Genomic DNA, 18,524 nt, shown 5'->3' with positions numbered 1-18,524 from the left:
GTACTCCTTGTGCTCTCGCGCGGGCGCGCCGCGACCGGACCGGGTGTTCCGGACTGTTCGGCAGCAGCCTAACGCATTGAGATAGGGTTGCCTAACCTTTGTAACTACACCCTTACTTGCTAGAGGCCAGAGCTGTGACATCGATATCGACCGACGCCCGGGACCATCGCGACGGCTTCGTCCCCTTCCCCGCCGACCTCGCCGAGCACTACCGGCGGGCCGGATACTGGGCCGGGAACCCGCTCGGTGACCTCCTGCGCGACGCCGCCCGGCAGTGGCCGGAGCGCCCGGCGCTGCTGACCGAAAACCCCGACGCCACGGTCGATTACGCGGAACTGGATGCGTCGGCCGATCGCATGGCACACGGTTTCCTGGCACTCGGCATCGAGCCCGGCGACCGGGTCGTCATGCAGCTGCCGAACACCCCCGAATTCGTGCCCGTGCTGTTCGGCCTGCTGCGGGCGGGCATCATTCCGGTGCTCACCCTGCCCGCGCATCGGCGCGCCGAGATCGAGCACCTCACCCGGCTGTCCGGTGCGGTCGCCTACGTGATCGCCGACCGGTTCGGCGATTTCGATTACCGCGTCCTGGCCGCCGAGGTCGCCGCCGCCGTCCCGAGCCTGCGGCACGTGCTGGTGCTCGGCGATCCGGGATCGTTCACGGGCCTTAATTCGATTCCTGCCGAGGGTGATTCGCTGCCGCAGGTCGACGCCTCCGATATCGCCCTCATGCTGGTGTCGGGCGGCACCACCGGCCTGCCGAAGCTGATCGCCCGCACCCACGACGACTACACCTATAACGCGAAGGCCAGCGCCGAGATCTGCGAGCTCGGACCCGAGGACGTGTATCTCGCCACACTGCCTGTCGCGCACAACTTCCCGCTCGCCTGCCCCGGCGTGCTCGGCACGGTCGCCACCGGCGGAGCCATGGCCTTCGTCACCGACCCCAGCCCGGAGAACGCCTTCGCCGCCATCGAGCGGCACCGGGTGACGGTCACGGCCGTGGTTCCGCCGCTGGCCCAACTATGGTGTGCCGCAACCGAATGGGAGGATGCCGACCTATCCTCGCTGCGACTGCTACAGGTGGGTGGCGCGCGCCTGGCCGAGGTCAATGCCCGCGAGGTCGTCCCCGCGCTGGGCGTGCGGCTCCAGCAGGTCTTCGGCATGGCGGAGGGCCTGCTCAACTACACCCGCGCCGAGGATTCCGACGACCTCGTCTGCACCACCCAGGGCCGTCCCCTGTCCCCCGCCGACGAGGTGCGGGTGGTCGACGCCGACGGCAATGAGGTCCCGCCCGGCGAGGAGGGCGAGCTCCTCACCCGCGGCCCATACACCCTGCGCGGCTATTACCGTGCCCCCGAACACAATTCCCGCGCCTTCACCCCCGACGGCTACTACCGCAGCGGCGACCTGGTCCGCCGCCTGCCCAGCGGCCACCTCATGGTCTCCGGCCGGATCAAGGACGTGATCAATCGCGGCGGCGAGAACATCTCCTGCGATGAGCTCGAGGAACACCTCCTCGCCTACCCGTCCGTCCGGCACGCCGCCGCGATCGGCCTGCCCGATGCGGTGCTCGGCGAGAAGGCCTGCGCGGTACTGGTGATCGACGGCGATATGCCCACCCTCGCCGAGATCAAGACCTTCCTCACCGCCCGCGGCCTGGCCACCTACAAGCTCCCCGACCTACTCCGCCGCGCCGACACCCTCCCGATCACCGCGGTCGGCAAGATCGACAAGAAAGCCCTCGCCGCCCACTACTCCTAACGGGATGGGTTCACACCCGATCCGTGTGGCACACACCAGCTATCGGTCGCCCGCATGGGGTGCGAACCAAAGGATCGGGTGCGAACCGTACCGTCGACGACCGTCAGCACAGGTGCGGGCGGCGCGCATCCCGGAGGCCGGTCACCGGACCCATTGCGGCGGTGTGTATTTGATCACCGCGTTTCAGGAGGCCCCGGAGGCGCGGGCATCATAGAGTTCTTCTATGGGTGGGTGGACTACAGCGAATATCCCTGACCAGACCGGGCGGACGTACATCGTCACCGGTGCCACCAGCGGGCTGGGCGCGGCCACCGCACGCGCCCTGGCCGAGGCGGGCGCGCAGGTGATCATGGCCTGCCGCAATCAGGTCAAGGGGCTGGCCGTCGCCAAGACCATGCCCGGGCGACCGCAGGTGCGGGCCCTGGACCTGGCCGATCTGGCCTCGGTGCGCGCCTTCGCCGCCACCGTCGAGGGCGCGGATGTGCTGATCAACAATGCCGGTGTCATGGCGGTGCCCAAGAGCACCACCCTGGACGGCTTCGAAATGCAGATCGGCACGAACTACCTCGGCCACTTCGCGCTGACGGCGCTACTGCTGGACCGGATTTCCGACCGCGTGGTGAGCCTGTCCAGCCTCACGCATCTGATCGGCCGCATCGACCTGGACGACCTGAACTGGGAACGCCGCGCCTACTCGCGCTTCGGCGCCTACGCCCAGTCGAAACTGGCCATGCTGCTGTTCACGTACGAACTCCAGCGGCGGCTGCTCGCCGCCGGGTCCCGGAAACTGGCGCTGGCCGCGCATCCGGGATACGCGGCCACCGAGATCTCCTCCAAGACGCAGAACCGCCTGGAACAGCTGATCGGCCTGGGCAATCGACTGATCGCGCAGAGCGCCGACATGGGCGCGCTGTCGACCCTGTACGCCGCGACGGCCGAGGTCGAACCGGGCGGCTTCTACGGCCCGGAGTGGTTGAACTGGCGCGGGTATCCGACCCGGGTCGAGTCGAATGCCGCGTCGAAGGACGAAAAGACCGCCCAACTGCTCTGGGAATTGTCCGAACGCCTCACCGGCACCGACTTCCCGGTCCACGCGGGCTGATTCCGAAAACTCAGGCCCGCACCGCGTTCATTCAGGCCCGGACGACGTACGGCGCGACGCTGCCGAGCTTCTCGCAGGTCTCCTCGAATTCACGCTCGGGCCGGGACTGCCCGACCACACCCGCGCCCGCGCGCAGCCACGCGCCCGCACCGGTCTGATAGACCGCGCGCAGCACGAGCGTGGCCTCCAGCGCGCCCTCCGGCGAAACCGTCACCACGGCACCGGAATACAGCCCGCGCGGATCATGGTCGAGCCGGAACACCGCATCGACTCCGGCGGCCTTCGGAATACCCGAGGCGGTCACCGACGGGAACAGGGTCTCCAGGGCGTCCCAGGGGCTGCGGTCGGCCGCCAGCCGTCCCTTCACCGTGGAGGCGAGATGCTGCACGCTGCCGCGCTCACGCACCGCCATGAAGTCCGAGACCGCGGTGGTGTCGGGTTCGGCCACGGCCGCGATCTCGGCGAAGGAGGTCTGCACCGAAATGGCGTGCTCCACGATCTCTTTCGGATCGCTGATCAGATCGTCGCGGGCGGCGGTGTCGATGTCGCTGCCGCGCCCGAAGGCCCGGGTACCGGCCAGGGGTTCGGTGGTGACCACGCGATCATTGTCGACCGAGGCCACCAGTTCCGGACTGAACCCGGCAGCCTCGAGGCCGCCCAGCCGCAGCAGGAACGAGCGCGCGGGCGTGTTGTTGACCCGGCCCAGCCGGTAGGTGGCCGGAATGTTCACGGGGAAGGGCAGTTCCACCTTCCGCGACAGGATCACCTTCTGATACCGCCCGCCGTGGATCTCGGCCACACCGGTGGCGACGCGATCCCGGTAGCCGGTCGGATCCACGCTCACGTCCACCGGATGGGCGATCGGCAGCGGCGCGGTCTGCGAGGCGGCGATGAGTGCGTGGATATCCCCGGTCTCGGCGGGGGTGGCTCCCGAGACGCGCACCCCGGAGGCGTCGATGCGCACCTCGATGCGCGGAATCATCAAGTGCGCCAGAGTAGCTCGCGGGTGGACGTGCGCGGTCGAGCCGAGCGACCAGGCGCAGAACTCGAATCCGATCCAGCCGTAGGCATTGCGCCCGTCCACGGGCAGTCCGGCGAGTGCGCGGTCGACGGCCTGCGCGGGGCTGCCCGCCCACGGTCCGGTGTCGGTGCGGCCGTCCCAGTGCACGCGCAGTTCGTGCGCGTCGAGTTCGACGCCGCCGATCGGGTCGGCGGCGAAGACCCATTCGCCGGGCTTCTCGTACATGACGTATTCGCCGAAGCGATCTGCCGCCGCCAGTGCGGAGACCGCCGCGACCGGATCGGTGACGTATGCCCCCCACTGCTGCTCGGTTTCGAGCCGTACCCGTTCGTCAGTGGCCGACACCAGACCTCCAAGGTTATGCTTACCTTACTTACTCTCGGCGAGGTTAGCATTACCTTGCTTTGAATGGCGAAGGGGAGACGAGGGTAACGATCACCACCCCGCGCACATGGCGACGCCACGCCTGCCCGTACCCGACGCGCGCGGCCACGCAGCGAGTTCCGGCAACAGGCGCCCGATTTTCGGCTTGAATGGACTTCGCTAGTAGGTGCAGGCGGAGGGACAGGCCATGCTCGATCACGACAGTCGACTCCCGGCGGCAAAGGTCGCGCCGGGCTCGGTCGTCGCCCTCGTCGACGCCGCGGGAAATGTCGAACGCGAACTCATCGGCAATTGGCTCGCCGAGGGCGGCATCGCCCAGGAGTTCGGAACCGGCGCTCCCGTCACCCAATTGGACCTCGACGCCGAGGCCGTCACCACCCGCCTGGTCGGCCGCAGCGATGACCCGCTGGTCGTGCCGGTCCGCGTGCTGTGGTTGCCACCCGAGCGAGACGGCGTGCGGCGCACCACCTTCAGCGATCTGCTGACCCTGTCCAATCCGCGCAAACCCCATCGGCTCATGCAGCGGCGGCTGCTCGCCAAGGCTCCGGACCGGCACCTCGTGCTGACCGGAGCGCCCGCGCGGCTGAGCGAGCTGCGGGCCAATAATCCGGGCGCGGCCGGAGCGCCGGACGCCTTCGGCCGGGCCATCGTGCGCGCGGGCATCGTCGCCCTCGAGCGCGCCGAACGTGCCGTCATCGGCGACCGCTACAAGGTGCCGCGCCTGGTGGTCGAGGAGATCCTCGACTCCCCCGAATTCCTGCGCCGCCTCGACACCATCGCCGAGGAGCAGGGCACCCCGGCCCGCGAGGTGTATCGGCGGGCCGAGAAGGGGCTGCGCGAACTCGTCGCCGCCCAGAGCCGCCTGGTCTCGGACCTGTTCACCCAGGCCATGCGGCCCGTGCACGCCTCCACCTGGAATGTGGACAGCGATGAGACCGGCCTCGATCGGCTGCGCGCGCTCAACCGGCGGTATCCGCTGGTGTTCCTGCCGTCGCACAAGTCCTATGTCGACGCGTTCGTGCTCGGAGACATCCTGGCGCGCAATGACTTTCCGCCCAATCACGTGGTCGGTGGGGCGAATCTGAAGTTCTGGCCGATCGGTCCCATCGCACGCCGCACCGGAACCGTCTTCATCCGAAGGAGTTTCGGCGACGACGAGGTGTACAAGGCCGTCGTCGAGGAGTACTTCGCCTACCTGCTGGCCAAACGCTTCAACCTGGAGTGGTACTTCGAGGGCGGGCGCACCCGCACCGGCAAGCTGCGACCGCCGCGCTACGGATTGCTGAACTACCTTGCGGCAGCGCTGCGTTCGTCCCGCATCGACGATGTCATGCTGGTGCCGGTCTCCATCACCTACGAGCGGCTCAATGAGATCGGGGCCATCGCCGACGAACAGACCGGTGGCCGTAAGCAACCCGAGGGACTGGCCTGGCTGGCCCGGTACGTACGCAATCAGCAGCATTCGGCCGGACACGTCTATGTGCGCTTCGGCGAACCGCTCTCGGCGCGCGACCGGCTCGCCGTGCACGGCGACCCGCTCCGACCGAACTCCTCCGGCCATGCAGCGGACGAGAGCACGGAAACCATTGACGCCGAAGGTAATCCGATAGTGCATCAGGAGGACCTCGAACACCGGGCCGTGCAGCGGCTCGCCTTCGAGGTCGCCGTCGGCATCAATGCCGTCACCCCGATCACCGTCAACGCCCTCACCACCCTGGTCCTGCTGGGCGTGCACGAACGCGCCCTCACCCGGGTGGAACTGCGCACCGCCATCGCCCCCGTGCTCGACTACATCGAGGGCCGCGACCTGCCCAGTGGCGAACTCGCCACGCTGCGTGACGATCACGGCCTCGCCGTCGTCCTGGAACAGCTGGCCATTGCCAAGGTGGTGACCGTGTACCGCGGCGGCCTGGAACCGGTGTACTCCATCGGCGCGGGCGCGCACCTGGAGGCGGCGTTCTACCGCAATAGCGCCGTGCATTGGTTCGTCAATCGCGCCATTCTCGAACTGGCCATCCTCACCGCCGTCGAAGCCCCCGAAGGCGATCAGCTGCGGGTCGGCTGGGAGGCCGCCTACCGGCTGCGGGACCTGCTCAAATTCGAGTTCTTCTTCCCCGAGCGGGCCGAATTCACCAGCCAGCTCACTGCCGAGATGCTGCTGGTGGACCCCGAATGGCATCGCCGCACCGCGGCCGGAACCGTCGGCTCCGAAGTCCTGGCCAAACTGGCCGACACCGGCTTCATGATGGCGCACCGCGTGCTGCGCTCCTTCTTCGACGCCCAACTGGTGGTCGCCGAACGCCTGGCCGCCCGCGATCCGGCCCTGCCGGTGGACAAGAAGACGTTCATCGACGAATGCCTGCAGATCGGCAAACAGATGCTGCTGCAACAACGCCTGCACAGTCCCGAATCGGTCTCGTCCGAATTGTTCGGCAGCGCACTCAAACTCGCCGACAATCACGCGCTGCTGAGTGGTGACGACCCGGACGAGCTGGCCGCCCGCCGCACCCGCTTCGCCGCCGAACTGCGCGCCATCGGCGGCCGCATCTCGCGCGCCGCCACCCTGGACCCCTCCAACCGGCTGGACGCGCTGTGACGCACCGCGCGGCCGGCCCCGCGGAGGGTGCGCTACCGGTGCCGCCCGGCGTCGGCGTCACCCAATTGCCCATCGGCGCGGTCGAACTCGACGACGCCATCGCCGATATCCGCTCCGGGTCGCAGGGACCGCGCGTCGCCGCCGTCTTCGACTTCGGCGGCACCGTGCTGAGCGGTTTCAACCCGCCCGCCGTGGCGCGCCGAATCCTGCGCCGCGGTAATCGGAGTGAGCTGGCCGCCACCCTGCTCGGCAGCATTCGCGGGGCCCGCAGCGAGGGCGAGTACGAACGATTCCTGCAACACGCCATGCACACCTGGGCGGGCGTGCCGGAAGCGGAACTCGAGGATGTCGGCACGGAACTGTTCCGCAAGACCGTGCACGGGCACCTCTATCCGGAAGCCTGGCGGCTGATCCGCGAGCACGAGACCGCCGGGCACACCCTCATCCTGGTCAGCTCGCTCACCCGCTATCAGGTGCGGCCGGTCGCCGAGGAGCTCGGCATCCCGAATGTGCTGTGCACCAGCATGAGCGTCCAGGACGGGGTACTCACCGGGCATGTGGACGGAAAACCGCTGTGGCGCAATGGCAAGGCCGAGGCAGTGCGGCGGTTCGCGAATGCGCACGGCATCGACCTGACCCAGAGCTGGGCCTACGCCGACAGCGCAGCGGATCTGCCGCTACTGCAAATCGCCGGTCGCCCGACCGCCGTCAATCCGGACCCGCGCGTCGTACTGGAGGCGGCCGAAAGGGATTGGCCGGTATTGCATTTCCGCCCCCGGCAATCACCCGGACCTATTGATTACGCGCGCACCGTCGCCGGACTCAGCGCGCTACTGGGCGGTGCGATATTCGGCGTCGCCACCAAAGCGCATACGAAAGAACGCCGCCAGATGGCGGATTCGATGTTGACGCACGCCGCGGATTCCACACTCCGCGGAACGGGCGTTCGAGTTCGGGTGACCGGGGCCGAAAACACCCGCGCGCCAAGGCCCGCCGTATTCATCTTCAATCATCAGAGTCAATTCGACATCGTGGTGCTCGCCGAGGTACTCGGCACCGGATTCACCGGGATCGCGAAGAAAGAAGTCACCAAGAATCCGATCTTCGGACCGCTCATGCGATTCGTGGAAATCACCTTCATCGACCGCGCCGACAGCAAGGCCGCCAAGGCTGCCCTGGAACCGGTCGTGGAGACGCTGCGGGGCGGACTGTCGGTCGTCATCGCCCCGGAGGGCACGCGGTCGCTGACGCCGCGCCTGGGGCCATTCAAGAAGGGCGCCTTCCACATCGCCATCCAGGCGGGGGTGCCGATCATTCCGGTGGTCATCCGCAATGCGGGTGAAATCTCCTGGCGCAATTCGGCAATCGTGCGCAAAGGAGTCGTGGACGTGGCCGTCCTGCCGCCCATCGACGTCAGCGGCTGGGATCCGGCCCATATGGACGCGGACGTGGAGCGGGTGCGGGAGCTGTTCGCGGACACCCTGCTGCACTGGCCCGAACAGGAATGACCCCGCACCACCCGTGTGGCGCAGGGTCATCGCGAAATTCTAGACCTGCTTGCCGAACAACAGCTTCCACGGCATGAGCGCGGACTCGAGCTGCACCTTGATGCTCATCTTGGAGTCGCCCAGGGTGCGCTCCTCGAAACGGATCGGGACCTCGGCGATCGCGATGCCCTTCTTGACCGTCCGGTAGTTCATCTCGACCTGGAACGAGTAGCCATTGCTCTTGATCGAGGCAACGTCGATGGCGCGCAGCGTATCCGCCTTCCACGCCTTGAAACCCGCGGTGGCGTCCTTGACGCCCAGGCGCAGGATCAGGTTCACGTAGAAGTTGGCCCAGGCCGAGAGCGCCTTGCGGTACCACTTCCACTCCTCGGCGGTGGAACCGCCGGGGACATACCGGGATCCGAGCACGACGCCCGCGTCGGTGGTCTCCAGCTTCTCCAGCATGGCCGGAATGACCTCGGCCGGATGCGAGAGGTCCGCGTCCATCTGGATCACCACATCGGCGCCCTCGTCGAGCGCCTTGGTGATACCGGCGATGTAGGCGCGGCCCAGGCCGTCCTTCTCGGTGCGGTGCAGCACGCTCACCTGATTCGGCAGGTCCGCGGCCAGCTTGTCGGCCACCTCGCCCGTGCCGTCGGGGGAATTGTCGTCCACCACCAGCACATGCAGGTCGGCCACCGGTAGCGCGGTCAGTCGCTCCACCGCCACGGGCAGGTTCTCCCGCTCGTTGTAGGTCGGCACCACCACGGTCACCTTCAAGACACGCCCTCCCGGCTTATTTCCCCGATACGTCAATTCTGCTCACGAAACCGTACCTGGTCCGCCTGAGTACTCCGTGAGTGCATCGACCAGCAACGCGATCGGGTGACCCAAACCTCAGTCGTCGTCCTCGTCGGCTTGCTTGTTCCGCGCCCGCGCGATCTCCAAAGCCCGCTCAGCAGTGGCTTTATCGGGGTAAGGCCCCATCCGACTCCCCACCCAGCACTCTTTCCCCTGCTCCGCCTTGTGATGGTCCAGGCAGTAGTACCAGCCGTTTTCGTCAGCATCAGCCATGAATCCAGGATGGCATCAAGATCAGGAGGAAGGGGGTGAACACGCAAAGAAGGCCGCACCCTCAGGGTGCGGCCTTCTCCATTACGTGGCCAGAGCCGGGATTGAACCGGCGACCTTCCGCTTTTCAGGCGGACGCTCGTACCAACTGAGCTACCTGGCCGAAAGGCACCCGATTCGAATGCCAAGCTTTGTTACTGCGACCCTGACGGGACTCGAACCCGCGACCTCCGCCGTGACAGGGCGGCGCGCTAACCAACTGCGCCACAGGGCCTTGCTCTGCTCCTACAACAGTGTTTCCACCGTTGTACCCCCTACGGGATTCGAACCCGCGCTACCGCCTTGAAAGGGCGGCGTCCTAGGCCGCTAGACGAAGGGGGCCCGCCGGATTTCTCCGGACCGTTATGCTCAACGGCTTCCGTTGGGAGCGGAGATAGCTTATGACAGCATCCGCGTGATTCCCAAATCTGCTGGTCAGACCGTCAAATTGAGATCTTCCAGCTTTGCGGACACCCGCCAGCCGACCCGACGGAACTCCTCGGTCCACTCCGGTGTCGCGGTGGCATCCACGATCACTTCGAGCGCCTCGGTGAACCGGGACCGCAGATCCGACGGACCGCCCAGCACATCGGCGATATATCGCTGACCTGCCAGTGAGGCTGCCAAGGTCCGGGTGAAGCGATCCGGATCGGCATCCGAGCGGAGCTGTTTGTGCTCGGCGGCGCGTACCGCCAATGAGCGGATGGCGCGCCCGAGTATGCGCCCACCGCCGGCCTGAATGTCGCGGTAGAACTCCGGTTCGATGATGAGCCGGAACTCTGCCTGGATGATTATGTCGTTCTCCAAGCGCAGCGCGATCTCGTCGATCATGCCGTGCAGAACATCCAGCGGACCGAGATCGCTTCGGGCAAGCCATCTTTCGGTCGATGCGCGGTAACGGTCGACTGCCGCCTCCAGCACCGCGCGTGCCAGATCCTCCTTGGAGTCGAAGTGGAAGTACATGGCGCCCTTGGTGGCGCGCGAACCTTCCAATATGCGGTTGAGCGATGCAGCGGCATAGCCGCTCTTCCCGAACTCAACGGCGGCGGACCTTATGATCGCCGCGCGTGTCCGGCGGGCCCGCTCTTGCTGCCGTGCCATGCTCGAAACGCCTCCGAAGCTAGCTACCGCCGCGAACTGCCCCCTGATTAGGGAACAATCCCCGACGCAAAGTTACGTGTCTTTCAAATACTTTTGAACGGGCTTTTGCCCGAATTACCAAACTTTTGGTACGAAAAAGCGCGAAAAACTTGAAACACACCAACTGGTATAGTTTTTCCCGCCCGGGTGCACCGCAGGGGTGCGCATCCGGGCGTTCACGTCGTCTCGATCGCCTCCCGCAGCCTCACTGTGTTGGAGCCGCGATCGGCCAGACCGGTCGCGACACGTTCGGGCACATCAACGATAGGCCGAATCCCGTGTCGCCGGGGCAATCCCGGTTCTAAGGGAATTCACCAGTCGGTCACCGTACCCGGAAAGCGCACCCCGCGTGAGGTGTACCGGAAAGTCAGTTAGCCAGCACGCCTCCTATCCAAAGCCGCAATTTCCCAGTTACCGAATGGGCGATTGGTCCGAATGGACGAATTCGCCCGTATCCCACGGATGTTCGGCACCTTGATAGCACCCGTGCGAAAGCCACCCCCTGGCATGGCATCGCCACCGGGCCGACGCCGCAACCCCCGCGCCGACTCCACCCGGCCCCCACCCCCTACACCAAATTGCTTGCCACACATAAGCATTGAAATATTTTCGCATCCCGTGGCCACGAAACAAATTGAGTGGCAACGCGATTGCCGGACACGCAGGCAGCGGCGGCGCAGCGCGCGCTCACCCGATCCCGCGGCGCGACGAAGCGCCGCACCACCCCCACCCGATTCGCACCCGATATCGATACGCGCCACAGACCCTCGGGTCTGCTCTCTACTACTGCACGGCGTCACAGCCCCCACCGACCGGTCCGCACCCTCACAGGGTCATGGTGCACCGGAAGCGTCGCCGCACCGCCAACCGACCGGCCGATCGGCACGACCCGTCAGCCATACGGCACGACGCGTCTGTCCGGAACCCCCGCGCGGGATCGGACCGAGCCGATCCGCCACACCCACTCGGCGACGCCACGCCCGCGCGCGGCGACGACCCGGCGGCAGGCCCTTGCCCATCGGCCTGCCAACCGGGATGACCTGCGCAAATACCCGGCAGCGGAACACAATCGGATACTCATTTAACAGTTGCGGGACTTGCACCGTAAACTCACATCCCGCGCCCCTATAGCTCAGTTGGTAGAGCTACGGACTTTTAATCCGCAGGTCCCAGGTTCGAGCCCTGGTGGGGGCACTCTCGTGCGAGGGGCCCGGATACTACATCCGGGCCCCTCGCCACATCTGCGAATCTGTGGCAATCTGTCCGGTTTTGCCCTAGCGTGAGCTGAGCAGAGCTATTCCCGGGACCCATCACCTCAGGCGGAGTTCATGACTTCCTTCGATGACCTGCTCTCCCACGTACCGGTCGCCCAGATTGCCGAGAAGCTCGGCGTCGACCAGGCGACAGCGACCACCGCGATCGGGGCGGCCATTCCGGTCCTCCTCGGCGGACTCCAGGCAAAAGCCAGCAACCCTGATGCGGCGAGCGAGCTGGAAGGGGAAATCGCCAAGCAACCCGACGATCTCCTCGAAGGCGGCGTCAATATCGATCAAGTCGACGTCTCCAATGGCAATCAGATCGTCGATCAGACCTTCGGCGCCGAGAAGAACACGGTCATGAGCGCGCTCGGCAATGTCGGCGGCAATGCCATCAGTTCCGACCTGATGGGCAAGCTACTGCCCATGCTGGCCCCCATCGTTCTGGCCTACCTTGGTAAGAAGGCCATGGGCGGCGGAGGCGGCGGCGCGGCCGCCGAATCGACCGGCGGCGGTGGCGGCATCGGGGATATCCTCGGCGGTCTGCTGGGCGGCGCCACCGGCGGTAAGGGCGGCGGCGGCCTGGGCGACATCCTGGGCAATGCCCTGGGCAAGAACGCCGGCAGTGTGCTGGGCAATGTCCTGGGCGGCATGCTCGGCGGCAAGAAGTGAGATTTCACCGGATTCCGGTGTACGGCTAACACATTGCGGCCCATGGCGATAGACACGACGCCGTGGGCCGCAGGTCATATGACATCTCTCACGGGTCTCGCAATGGCGCTCGCATGAGTTTCACATCACCATACGGTCACGTAAGGTATGGGCCGCGGCGGCAGGCCAGCGAGGGATGACAGCTAGAACGCGATACGAAGGGCACTTATATGGCAAGGGATCTGACTCAACTCGAACTACTGTCGGAGTTGGAGCCGGTTGCCGAGGAGAACGTCAATCGCCACCTCTCCCTGGCCAAGGAATGGCATCCGCACGACTACGTCCCGTGGGACGAAGGCCGTAACTTCGCCGCCATGGGCGGCGTCGACTACGACGATTCGCAGTCCAAGCTGAACGAGGTCGCCAAGGCGGCCATGATCACCAACCTGCTCACCGAGGACAATCTGCCGTCCTACCACCGTGAGATCGCCGAGAACTTCTCCATGGACGGCGCCTGGGGTACCTGGGTCGGCCGCTGGACCGCCGAGGAGAACCGCCACGGCATCGTCATGCGGGACTACCTGGTGGTCACCCGCGGCGTCGACCCGGTCGCCCTCGAGCAGGCCCGCATGATCCACATGACCAACGGATTCGCCTCTCCCACAGAGGCGGACGCCGGCTTCCTGCACTCGGTCTCCTATGTGACCTTCCAGGAACTGGCCACCCGCGTCTCGCACCGCAATACCGGCCGCGTGTGCGACGACCCCATCGCCGACCGCATGCTCCAGCGCATCGCCGCCGACGAGAACCTGCACATGATCTTCTACCGGAACATGTGCGGCGCGGCCCTGGACCTGGCTCCCGACCAGGCCCTCGATGCCATCACGCTGATCCTGGAGAACTTCCAGATGCCCGGCGCGGGCATGCCGAACTTCCGGCGCAATGGCGTACTGATGGCCAAGCACGGCATCTACGACCTCCGCCAGCACCTGGAAGAGGTCATCAACCCGGTGCTCAAGAAGTGGAAGATCTTCGAGCGCACCGACTTCACCGCCCGCGGCGAGGAAACCCGCGAGCGCCTGGGCAACTTCCTCGAGAAGCTGTCCAAGGACGTGGTGAAGTTCGAGGAGCAGCGCGACCGCATGCTGGCGCGCGAAGCCGCCAAGCGCGAAAAGCAACTCGCCAGCGCCTGACGGCCGAAAACCTCGCAAGGCCCCCGTGACGAAAAGTCGCGGGGGCCTTGCTCATTCTCGGGGTAGTTCAGTCCCGGGGCCGCTCACTCCCGGGGGCGGAGCGCCAGGTAGCAGCACGCGACGGTGAGCAGCAGCTCCCCCACCGCGCAGGCCACGGCCTGCGCGAATGCCGCCATGCTGACCGAGGTGGTGATGTCGAACCAGGCGTCCAGCAGCGCGACCGCCCCGGTCGCGGCCGCGGCGACCCGGACGCGCTCGTCGCCGCGTTGGGCCAGCAGCGCCGTCACGAGACAACCCGCGGCCAGCAGGACATCCAGTCCGACCCAGGCCCTGTTCCAGTTCTGGACCTGCGTTTCGTCGGGCAGTGTGCGGCTCAGCAGCACCATCCAGGGGATCAACCCCACGGCGGCCACCGCGAGGCTCCTCGAAACCCATTCGATCGCTGTCCATTTCGTTCGCATGCTGCCACGGTACGACTGCAAACAGATCTCTGCAAACATAATTCTGCAAAGATTTATTTGCTACCCTGGGCGCATGCCGAAACGTGTTGTCGAACCCGCGAGCAGTGCCGAACGCACCGCGCTGTACCGCACGCTGGCCCACCCGCTGCGCGGGCGGATCCTCCAGCACCTCGGCGCGCACGGCGACGCCAATTCGACGACGCTGGCCGAGCTGCTCGGCGAGAGCACCGGCACCACCAGCTACCACCTGCGCAAACTCGCCGAATCCAAGCTCATCGAGGAGATCCCGGAGAAGTCCGGAGGCCGCGAAAGATGGTGGCGGGCACTGCCGTTCAGCCACACCATGCCGGACCCGGCGACCATGCCACCGGAGGAGCTCGACGCCGCCACCCGGCTCGCGCACCTCAAGATCAGCGCGGATATCGACCGCTATATCCGCGCCAACAAGGAGTGGACCGGCCCGGACGGCTGGGCGCAGGTACAGCGACACGGCACGTACATGACCCACGAAGAGCTGCACGCCTTCATGGATGAGTACATGGCGCTGCTCACCAAGTACGGCCACCCCCTGCGCGCCGACGCCCCCGCCGATGCCCGGCCCGTGGCCATTCGCCTCTTCACCGTCCCCGACGAGGAGTGAGCCGGGCTCCGCCGGCTTGCTGTGATCGAGTGCACAACGGCCGGTAGGTGGCCCCGGCCACAGGGTTGCGGATGAGACACTGGGTCGGTGACATCGTCGCTCGAAGCCCCCAAGACCGCGCTGCGGATCGGCCCCTACCCGGTCGATCCCCCGGTCGTGCTCGCTCCGATGGCAGGCATCACCAATGTCGCCTTCCGGACGCTGTGCCGGGAGTTCGGCAGCGAAACGTCCATCTACGTGTGCGAGATGATCACCGCCCGCGCGGTGGTGGAGCGCAATGAGAAGACGCTGCACATGATGTCGTTCGGGCCGGACGAGAGCCCGCGGTCGATGCAGCTGTATGCCGTCGATCCGAAGACCGTCGGCGAGGCCGTGCGGATCATCGTGGGCGAGGGCTGGGCCGATCACATCGACCTGAATCTGGGGTGCCCGGTTCCCAAGGTCACCAAGCTCGGTGGCGGTGCGGCCCTGCCCTATAAGCGGGAGCTGTTCCGGGACATCGTCAAGGCCATGGTGTCGGCCGCCGAACCGGCCGGGGTGCCGATCACGGTGAAGTTCCGCATCGGCATCGACGACGATCACGTCACCTACCTGAACACCGGCCGGATCGCCGAGGCCGAGGGCGCGGCGGCCATCGCGCTGCATGCCCGCACCGCCGCCCAGCGGTACTCCGGCGAGGCCGACTGGACGCACATCGCCCGGTTGAAGGAAGCCGTCACCACGATTCCGGTGCTCGGCAACGGCGATATCTTCAGCGCCGCCGACGGCGTCCGCATGATGGCCGAAACCGGCTGCGACGGCGTCGTCGTCGGTCGCGGATGCCTCGGCCGCCCTTGGCTTTTCGGGGAACTACAGGCCGCCCTGCGCGGCCAGCCGCTGCCCGCCGCGCCGAATCTCGGCAAGGTCGGCGAGATCCTCTACCGGCACGCCTCGCTCCTCGCCGATCACGACGGCGAGGACAAGGGCATGCGCGATCTGCGCAAGCACATGGCCTGGTACCTGATGGGCTTCCCGGTCGGCGCGGAACTGCGCCGCGCCTTCGCCACCGTCGGCAGCCTGAACGAATTGCAGGACCTGATCGGCAAACTCGACCCCACCGCGCCCTTCCCCAAGGACGCCGAGGGCCCGCGCGGCCGACAGGGTTCCCCCGGCAAGGTCGCCCTCCCGCACGGCTGGCTCGACGATCCCGACGACCCCACGCCGCCGTGCGGGGCCGACGTCATGCACAGCGGCGGCTGATCCTCCGAAACGGCATTCGCACCGTCCCGACGCAGCTCCCGAATCAAGAGCCGCTGCCCTGGCACACTTCCCGGAGACGCTTTCCCGAAGATGTCCGTCCGAGGGGCCGCAGCGGCGCATCCCGCCGCGGCCGACCGGTCCGGACCTCGGCGGATACAGGTTCGAGTGGTCCATCGTGGCGAAATCGTTATCATGGCGGTCGGAATCGAAAAGCAAAGTGAGGTTCGTTGGTGGGTGACGATCGGTACGGGCGTACGCCTCGGCCCGGAGGTCGCGCCCCGTGGGAGCGCTACCCCGCGGACGATGACGCCCAACCTCGCACCGGCCGCCGGAACCGGCACGCCGACACCACCACCGGCTCCGTGCCGCTCTCGGTGCAGGATCTCGTCGAGAAGGTCGACAGCGAGCGCAATTCGCGCCGCCGCCGTCGCGCCGAACCCGAGCCGCCCGCCGACAGCACCGGCACGCGCCGTCCCGCGCCCCCGGAACCCGCCGCCCCCAACGGTTCTCACCGCACTCCCGACGCCGGATCCACCGGCGCGCGCCGCGCGGTACCGCCGGACCCCCTGAACACCACCGGATCCCGGCATGCGGTGACCCCGGATCCCACCGTCACCGGTGCGCGCCGCGCGGTAAACCCCGACTCGCCCAACGCGACTGACGCCCGGCCCGCCACCGGTTCCCGGCGCGCGGTGCCCGCCAAGCCGAGCAACCCCGCGGCCGATCCGGTCACCGAGGAGCTACCCGCGGTCACCGATCCCCCGCGCGCCGATATCAAGACGCTGCGCGCCCAGGCCGCCGCCGCGCCCGTCGCGGCCTCGCCCGCCGACTATCCGACCACCGCGCTTCCGTCCAATGTCGGCGCGAAACCGCTGTCCCGCCTCGCGACCGCTCGCAAGCGCCGCAATCGCAAGCTGCGGGCCGCCGGGCGCGCCTCCCTCGCCATCTTCGCCGTGATCGCCATGCTGGTCACCGGCGGCGGCTGGAGTTACCTGCGCGCCAAGGACAATGCGTTCAATCAGGTCACCGCGCTCGAACCGGACTCCCCCGATGTCGTCGACGCGGGCGCGCAATACGGTGACGAGAACTTCCTGATCGTCGGCACCGACACCCGCGCGGGCGCGAACTCGCAACTGGGTGCGGGCAGTACCGCGGATGCCGAAGGCTCCCGCGCCGACACGGTCATGCTGGTCAATATCCCCGCCGACCGGCAGCGCGTGGTGGCCGTGTCCTTCCCCCGCGACCTCGACGTCACCCGCCCGGTCTGCGAGGGCTGGGACAATGACAAGGGCGCCTACACCGGCGAGAACTTCCCCTCCGCCATCGGCGACAAGCTCAATGCCGTCTACGCCCTCGGCGGGCCGAAGTGCCTGACCAAGGTGATCCAGAAAATGTCCGGCCTCAAGATCAATCACTTTGTCGGCATCGACTTCTCCGGCTTCGAATCCATGGTCGACACCATCGGCGGCGTCGAGGTCTGCACCACCAAGCCACTCGTCGACGAGGTGCTCGGCACCGTGCTCACCACACCCGGCAAGCAGGTCGTGAACGGCAGCACCGCACTCGATTACGTGCGCGCCCGGCACGTCTACGGCGAGGAACGCAGCGACTACGACCGGATCAACCGGCAGCAGCGCTTCCTGTCCTCCCTGCTGCGCACCGCACTGTCCGGCAAGGTGCTCTTCGATATGGGCAAGCTCAATGGCTTCATCGACGCGTTCGCACAGCACTCCTTCATGGACAATGTGTCCACCAAGGACCTGCTCACGCTGGGCCGGTCCATGCAGAAGATGCAGGCCGGGTCGATCACCTTCCTGACCGTGCCGACCGCGGGAACCACGTCCTACGGCAATGAGATTCCGCGCGAATCCGATATCAAGGCCATCTTCCGCGCCGTCATCGACGATCAGCCGCTGCCCGGCGAAAAGCCCAGCGCGCCCGTCACCAGCGAAGCGCCGCCGGTCGCCGCCAAGCCGAAACAGCTCGCCGTCGACCCGAGCACGGTGTCGCTGCAGGTCTCCAATGGCTCCGGCACCCCGGGCCTGGCCAATACCACCGCCACCAAGCTGTCCAATCAAGGCTTCCAGATCTACAGCACCGGCAACTACGCCGACGGCACCTCACCCAAGACCATCGTCCGCTACTCCAGCGGGCATGAGGCCGCCGCCGCCACCGTCGCGAGCGCCATCCCCGGCGCCACCCTGGAATCGACGACCGGTCTCGGCAGCATTGTCGAGGTCGTGCTCGGTTCCGATTACACCGGAACCGTCCGCACACCCACCGCCTTCGGCCAGACCCTGCCCGACACGCCCACCGACAGTGGCGGTCTCACTGCGGCTCCGGTCACACTGCCGTCCGATCTGGAACACGTGAACGCCGCCGACGACACCTGTAAGTAGGCGGGTCGCGGCACCGGCGCGGAACTGCGGTGACGGCACCGAAACAGACCAGCACCGATGATTCACCCACCGTTGGTGACTT

General features: G+C 66.9%; 14 protein-coding genes and 4 tRNA genes. 10 read left to right on the top strand and 8 right to left on the bottom strand.

Annotation, left to right across the window (positions count from 1 at the left end):
- Positions 1 to 134: 134 nt before the first annotated feature.
- Both AB0N05_RS30140 and AB0N05_RS30135 read left to right on the top strand, forming a co-directional pair.
- Positions 135 to 1,763, top strand: coding sequence for an AMP-binding protein (locus AB0N05_RS30140; RefSeq protein WP_364700002.1), 1,629 nt, complete (start codon positions 135 to 137; stop codon positions 1,761 to 1,763).
- A 223-nt stretch (positions 1,764 to 1,986) separates the two neighbouring features.
- Entirely contained in the window at positions 1,987 to 2,865 is an 879-nt protein-coding gene (locus tag AB0N05_RS30135; protein ID WP_364700000.1) for an oxidoreductase, read from the top strand.
- Between the two features lie 31 nt (positions 2,866 to 2,896).
- Here the strand turns inward: AB0N05_RS30135 and AB0N05_RS30130 are convergent, their stop codons facing one another.
- Positions 2,897 to 4,231: a salicylate synthase gene (locus tag AB0N05_RS30130; RefSeq protein ID WP_364699998.1), complete on the bottom strand. Its 1,335-nt coding sequence runs from the start codon at positions 4,229 to 4,231 to the stop codon at positions 2,897 to 2,899.
- Between the two features lie 226 nt (positions 4,232 to 4,457).
- On the opposite strand from AB0N05_RS30130, the gene AB0N05_RS30125 reads away from it, so the two are divergent.
- Together AB0N05_RS30125 and AB0N05_RS30120 are read left to right on the top strand one after the other, a co-directional pair.
- Positions 4,458 to 6,866 carry a glycerol-3-phosphate 1-O-acyltransferase gene (locus AB0N05_RS30125; RefSeq protein WP_364699996.1) on the top strand — a complete coding sequence of 803 codons (2,409 nt, stop codon included), beginning with the start codon at positions 4,458 to 4,460 and terminating at the stop codon, positions 6,864 to 6,866.
- A complete protein-coding gene (locus AB0N05_RS30120) occupies positions 6,863 to 8,374 on the top strand; it encodes an HAD-IB family hydrolase (RefSeq protein WP_364699994.1) in 1,512 nt (503 codons plus the stop codon). Before AB0N05_RS30125 ends, AB0N05_RS30120 begins: the two co-directional genes overlap by 4 nt.
- A 39-nt stretch (positions 8,375 to 8,413) precedes the next feature.
- Here the strand turns inward: AB0N05_RS30120 and AB0N05_RS30115 are convergent, their stop codons facing one another.
- The 6 genes from AB0N05_RS30115 to AB0N05_RS30090 form a co-directional block, all read right to left on the bottom strand.
- Positions 8,414 to 9,115 (bottom strand): polyprenol monophosphomannose synthase, encoded by a 702-nt coding sequence (locus AB0N05_RS30115; protein ID WP_364700131.1) that lies wholly within the window; start codon positions 9,113 to 9,115, stop codon positions 8,414 to 8,416.
- A gap of 135 nt (positions 9,116 to 9,250) precedes the next feature.
- Positions 9,251 to 9,427, bottom strand: coding sequence for a hypothetical protein (locus AB0N05_RS30110; RefSeq protein WP_364699992.1), 177 nt, complete (start codon positions 9,425 to 9,427; stop codon positions 9,251 to 9,253).
- 86 nt (positions 9,428 to 9,513) lie between these two features.
- Positions 9,514 to 9,587: transfer RNA gene (locus AB0N05_RS30105), tRNA-Phe, on the bottom strand.
- 37 nt (positions 9,588 to 9,624) lie between these two features.
- A tRNA-Asp gene (locus AB0N05_RS30100) sits at positions 9,625 to 9,698 on the bottom strand.
- A 34-nt stretch (positions 9,699 to 9,732) separates the two neighbouring features.
- Positions 9,733 to 9,805 (bottom strand) — tRNA-Glu (locus AB0N05_RS30095).
- A 93-nt stretch (positions 9,806 to 9,898) separates the two neighbouring features.
- The gene (locus AB0N05_RS30090) at positions 9,899 to 10,564 is read right to left on the bottom strand and encodes a TetR/AcrR family transcriptional regulator (protein WP_364699990.1); all 666 of its coding nucleotides are present in this window, start codon (positions 10,562 to 10,564) and stop codon (positions 9,899 to 9,901) included.
- A gap of 1,160 nt (positions 10,565 to 11,724) precedes the next feature.
- Between AB0N05_RS30090 and AB0N05_RS30085 the strand changes: the two genes are divergently transcribed.
- From AB0N05_RS30085 to AB0N05_RS30075, 3 genes are all read left to right on the top strand, one after another.
- A tRNA-Lys gene (locus tag AB0N05_RS30085) sits at positions 11,725 to 11,797 on the top strand.
- Positions 11,798 to 11,931: 134 nt separating this feature from the next.
- Positions 11,932 to 12,531, top strand: a complete 600-nt coding sequence (locus tag AB0N05_RS30080) for a DUF937 domain-containing protein (RefSeq protein WP_364699988.1) — start codon at positions 11,932 to 11,934, stop codon at positions 12,529 to 12,531.
- Positions 12,532 to 12,740: 209 nt separating this feature from the next.
- Complete coding sequence (locus AB0N05_RS30075; RefSeq protein ID WP_364699986.1) at positions 12,741 to 13,703, top strand: acyl-ACP desaturase; 963 nt, start codon at positions 12,741 to 12,743, stop codon at positions 13,701 to 13,703.
- Positions 13,704 to 13,786: 83 nt separating this feature from the next.
- Here the strand turns inward: AB0N05_RS30075 and AB0N05_RS30070 are convergent, their stop codons facing one another.
- Positions 13,787 to 14,164, bottom strand: coding sequence for a hypothetical protein (locus AB0N05_RS30070; RefSeq protein WP_364699984.1), 378 nt, complete (start codon positions 14,162 to 14,164; stop codon positions 13,787 to 13,789).
- A 73-nt stretch (positions 14,165 to 14,237) separates the two neighbouring features.
- On the opposite strand from AB0N05_RS30070, the gene AB0N05_RS30065 reads away from it, so the two are divergent.
- From AB0N05_RS30065 to AB0N05_RS30055, 3 genes are all read left to right on the top strand, one after another.
- The gene (locus tag AB0N05_RS30065) at positions 14,238 to 14,804 is read left to right on the top strand and encodes a helix-turn-helix domain-containing protein (protein ID WP_364699982.1); all 567 of its coding nucleotides are present in this window, start codon (positions 14,238 to 14,240) and stop codon (positions 14,802 to 14,804) included.
- An 87-nt stretch (positions 14,805 to 14,891) separates the two neighbouring features.
- Positions 14,892 to 16,043: a tRNA dihydrouridine synthase DusB gene (dusB, locus tag AB0N05_RS30060; RefSeq protein ID WP_364699980.1), complete on the top strand. Its 1,152-nt coding sequence runs from the start codon at positions 14,892 to 14,894 to the stop codon at positions 16,041 to 16,043.
- 230 nt (positions 16,044 to 16,273) lie between these two features.
- Positions 16,274 to 18,442: an LCP family protein gene (locus AB0N05_RS30055; protein WP_364699978.1), complete on the top strand. Its 2,169-nt coding sequence runs from the start codon at positions 16,274 to 16,276 to the stop codon at positions 18,440 to 18,442.
- Positions 18,443 to 18,524: the final 82 nt, after the last annotated feature.

Source organism: Nocardia sp. NPDC051030, from assembly GCF_040683015.1.
GTDB lineage: Bacteria > Actinomycetota > Actinomycetes > Mycobacteriales > Mycobacteriaceae > Nocardia.
Note: the sequence above shows the minus strand (reverse complement) of the source record. Positions and strands in the feature narration are given on the sequence as shown.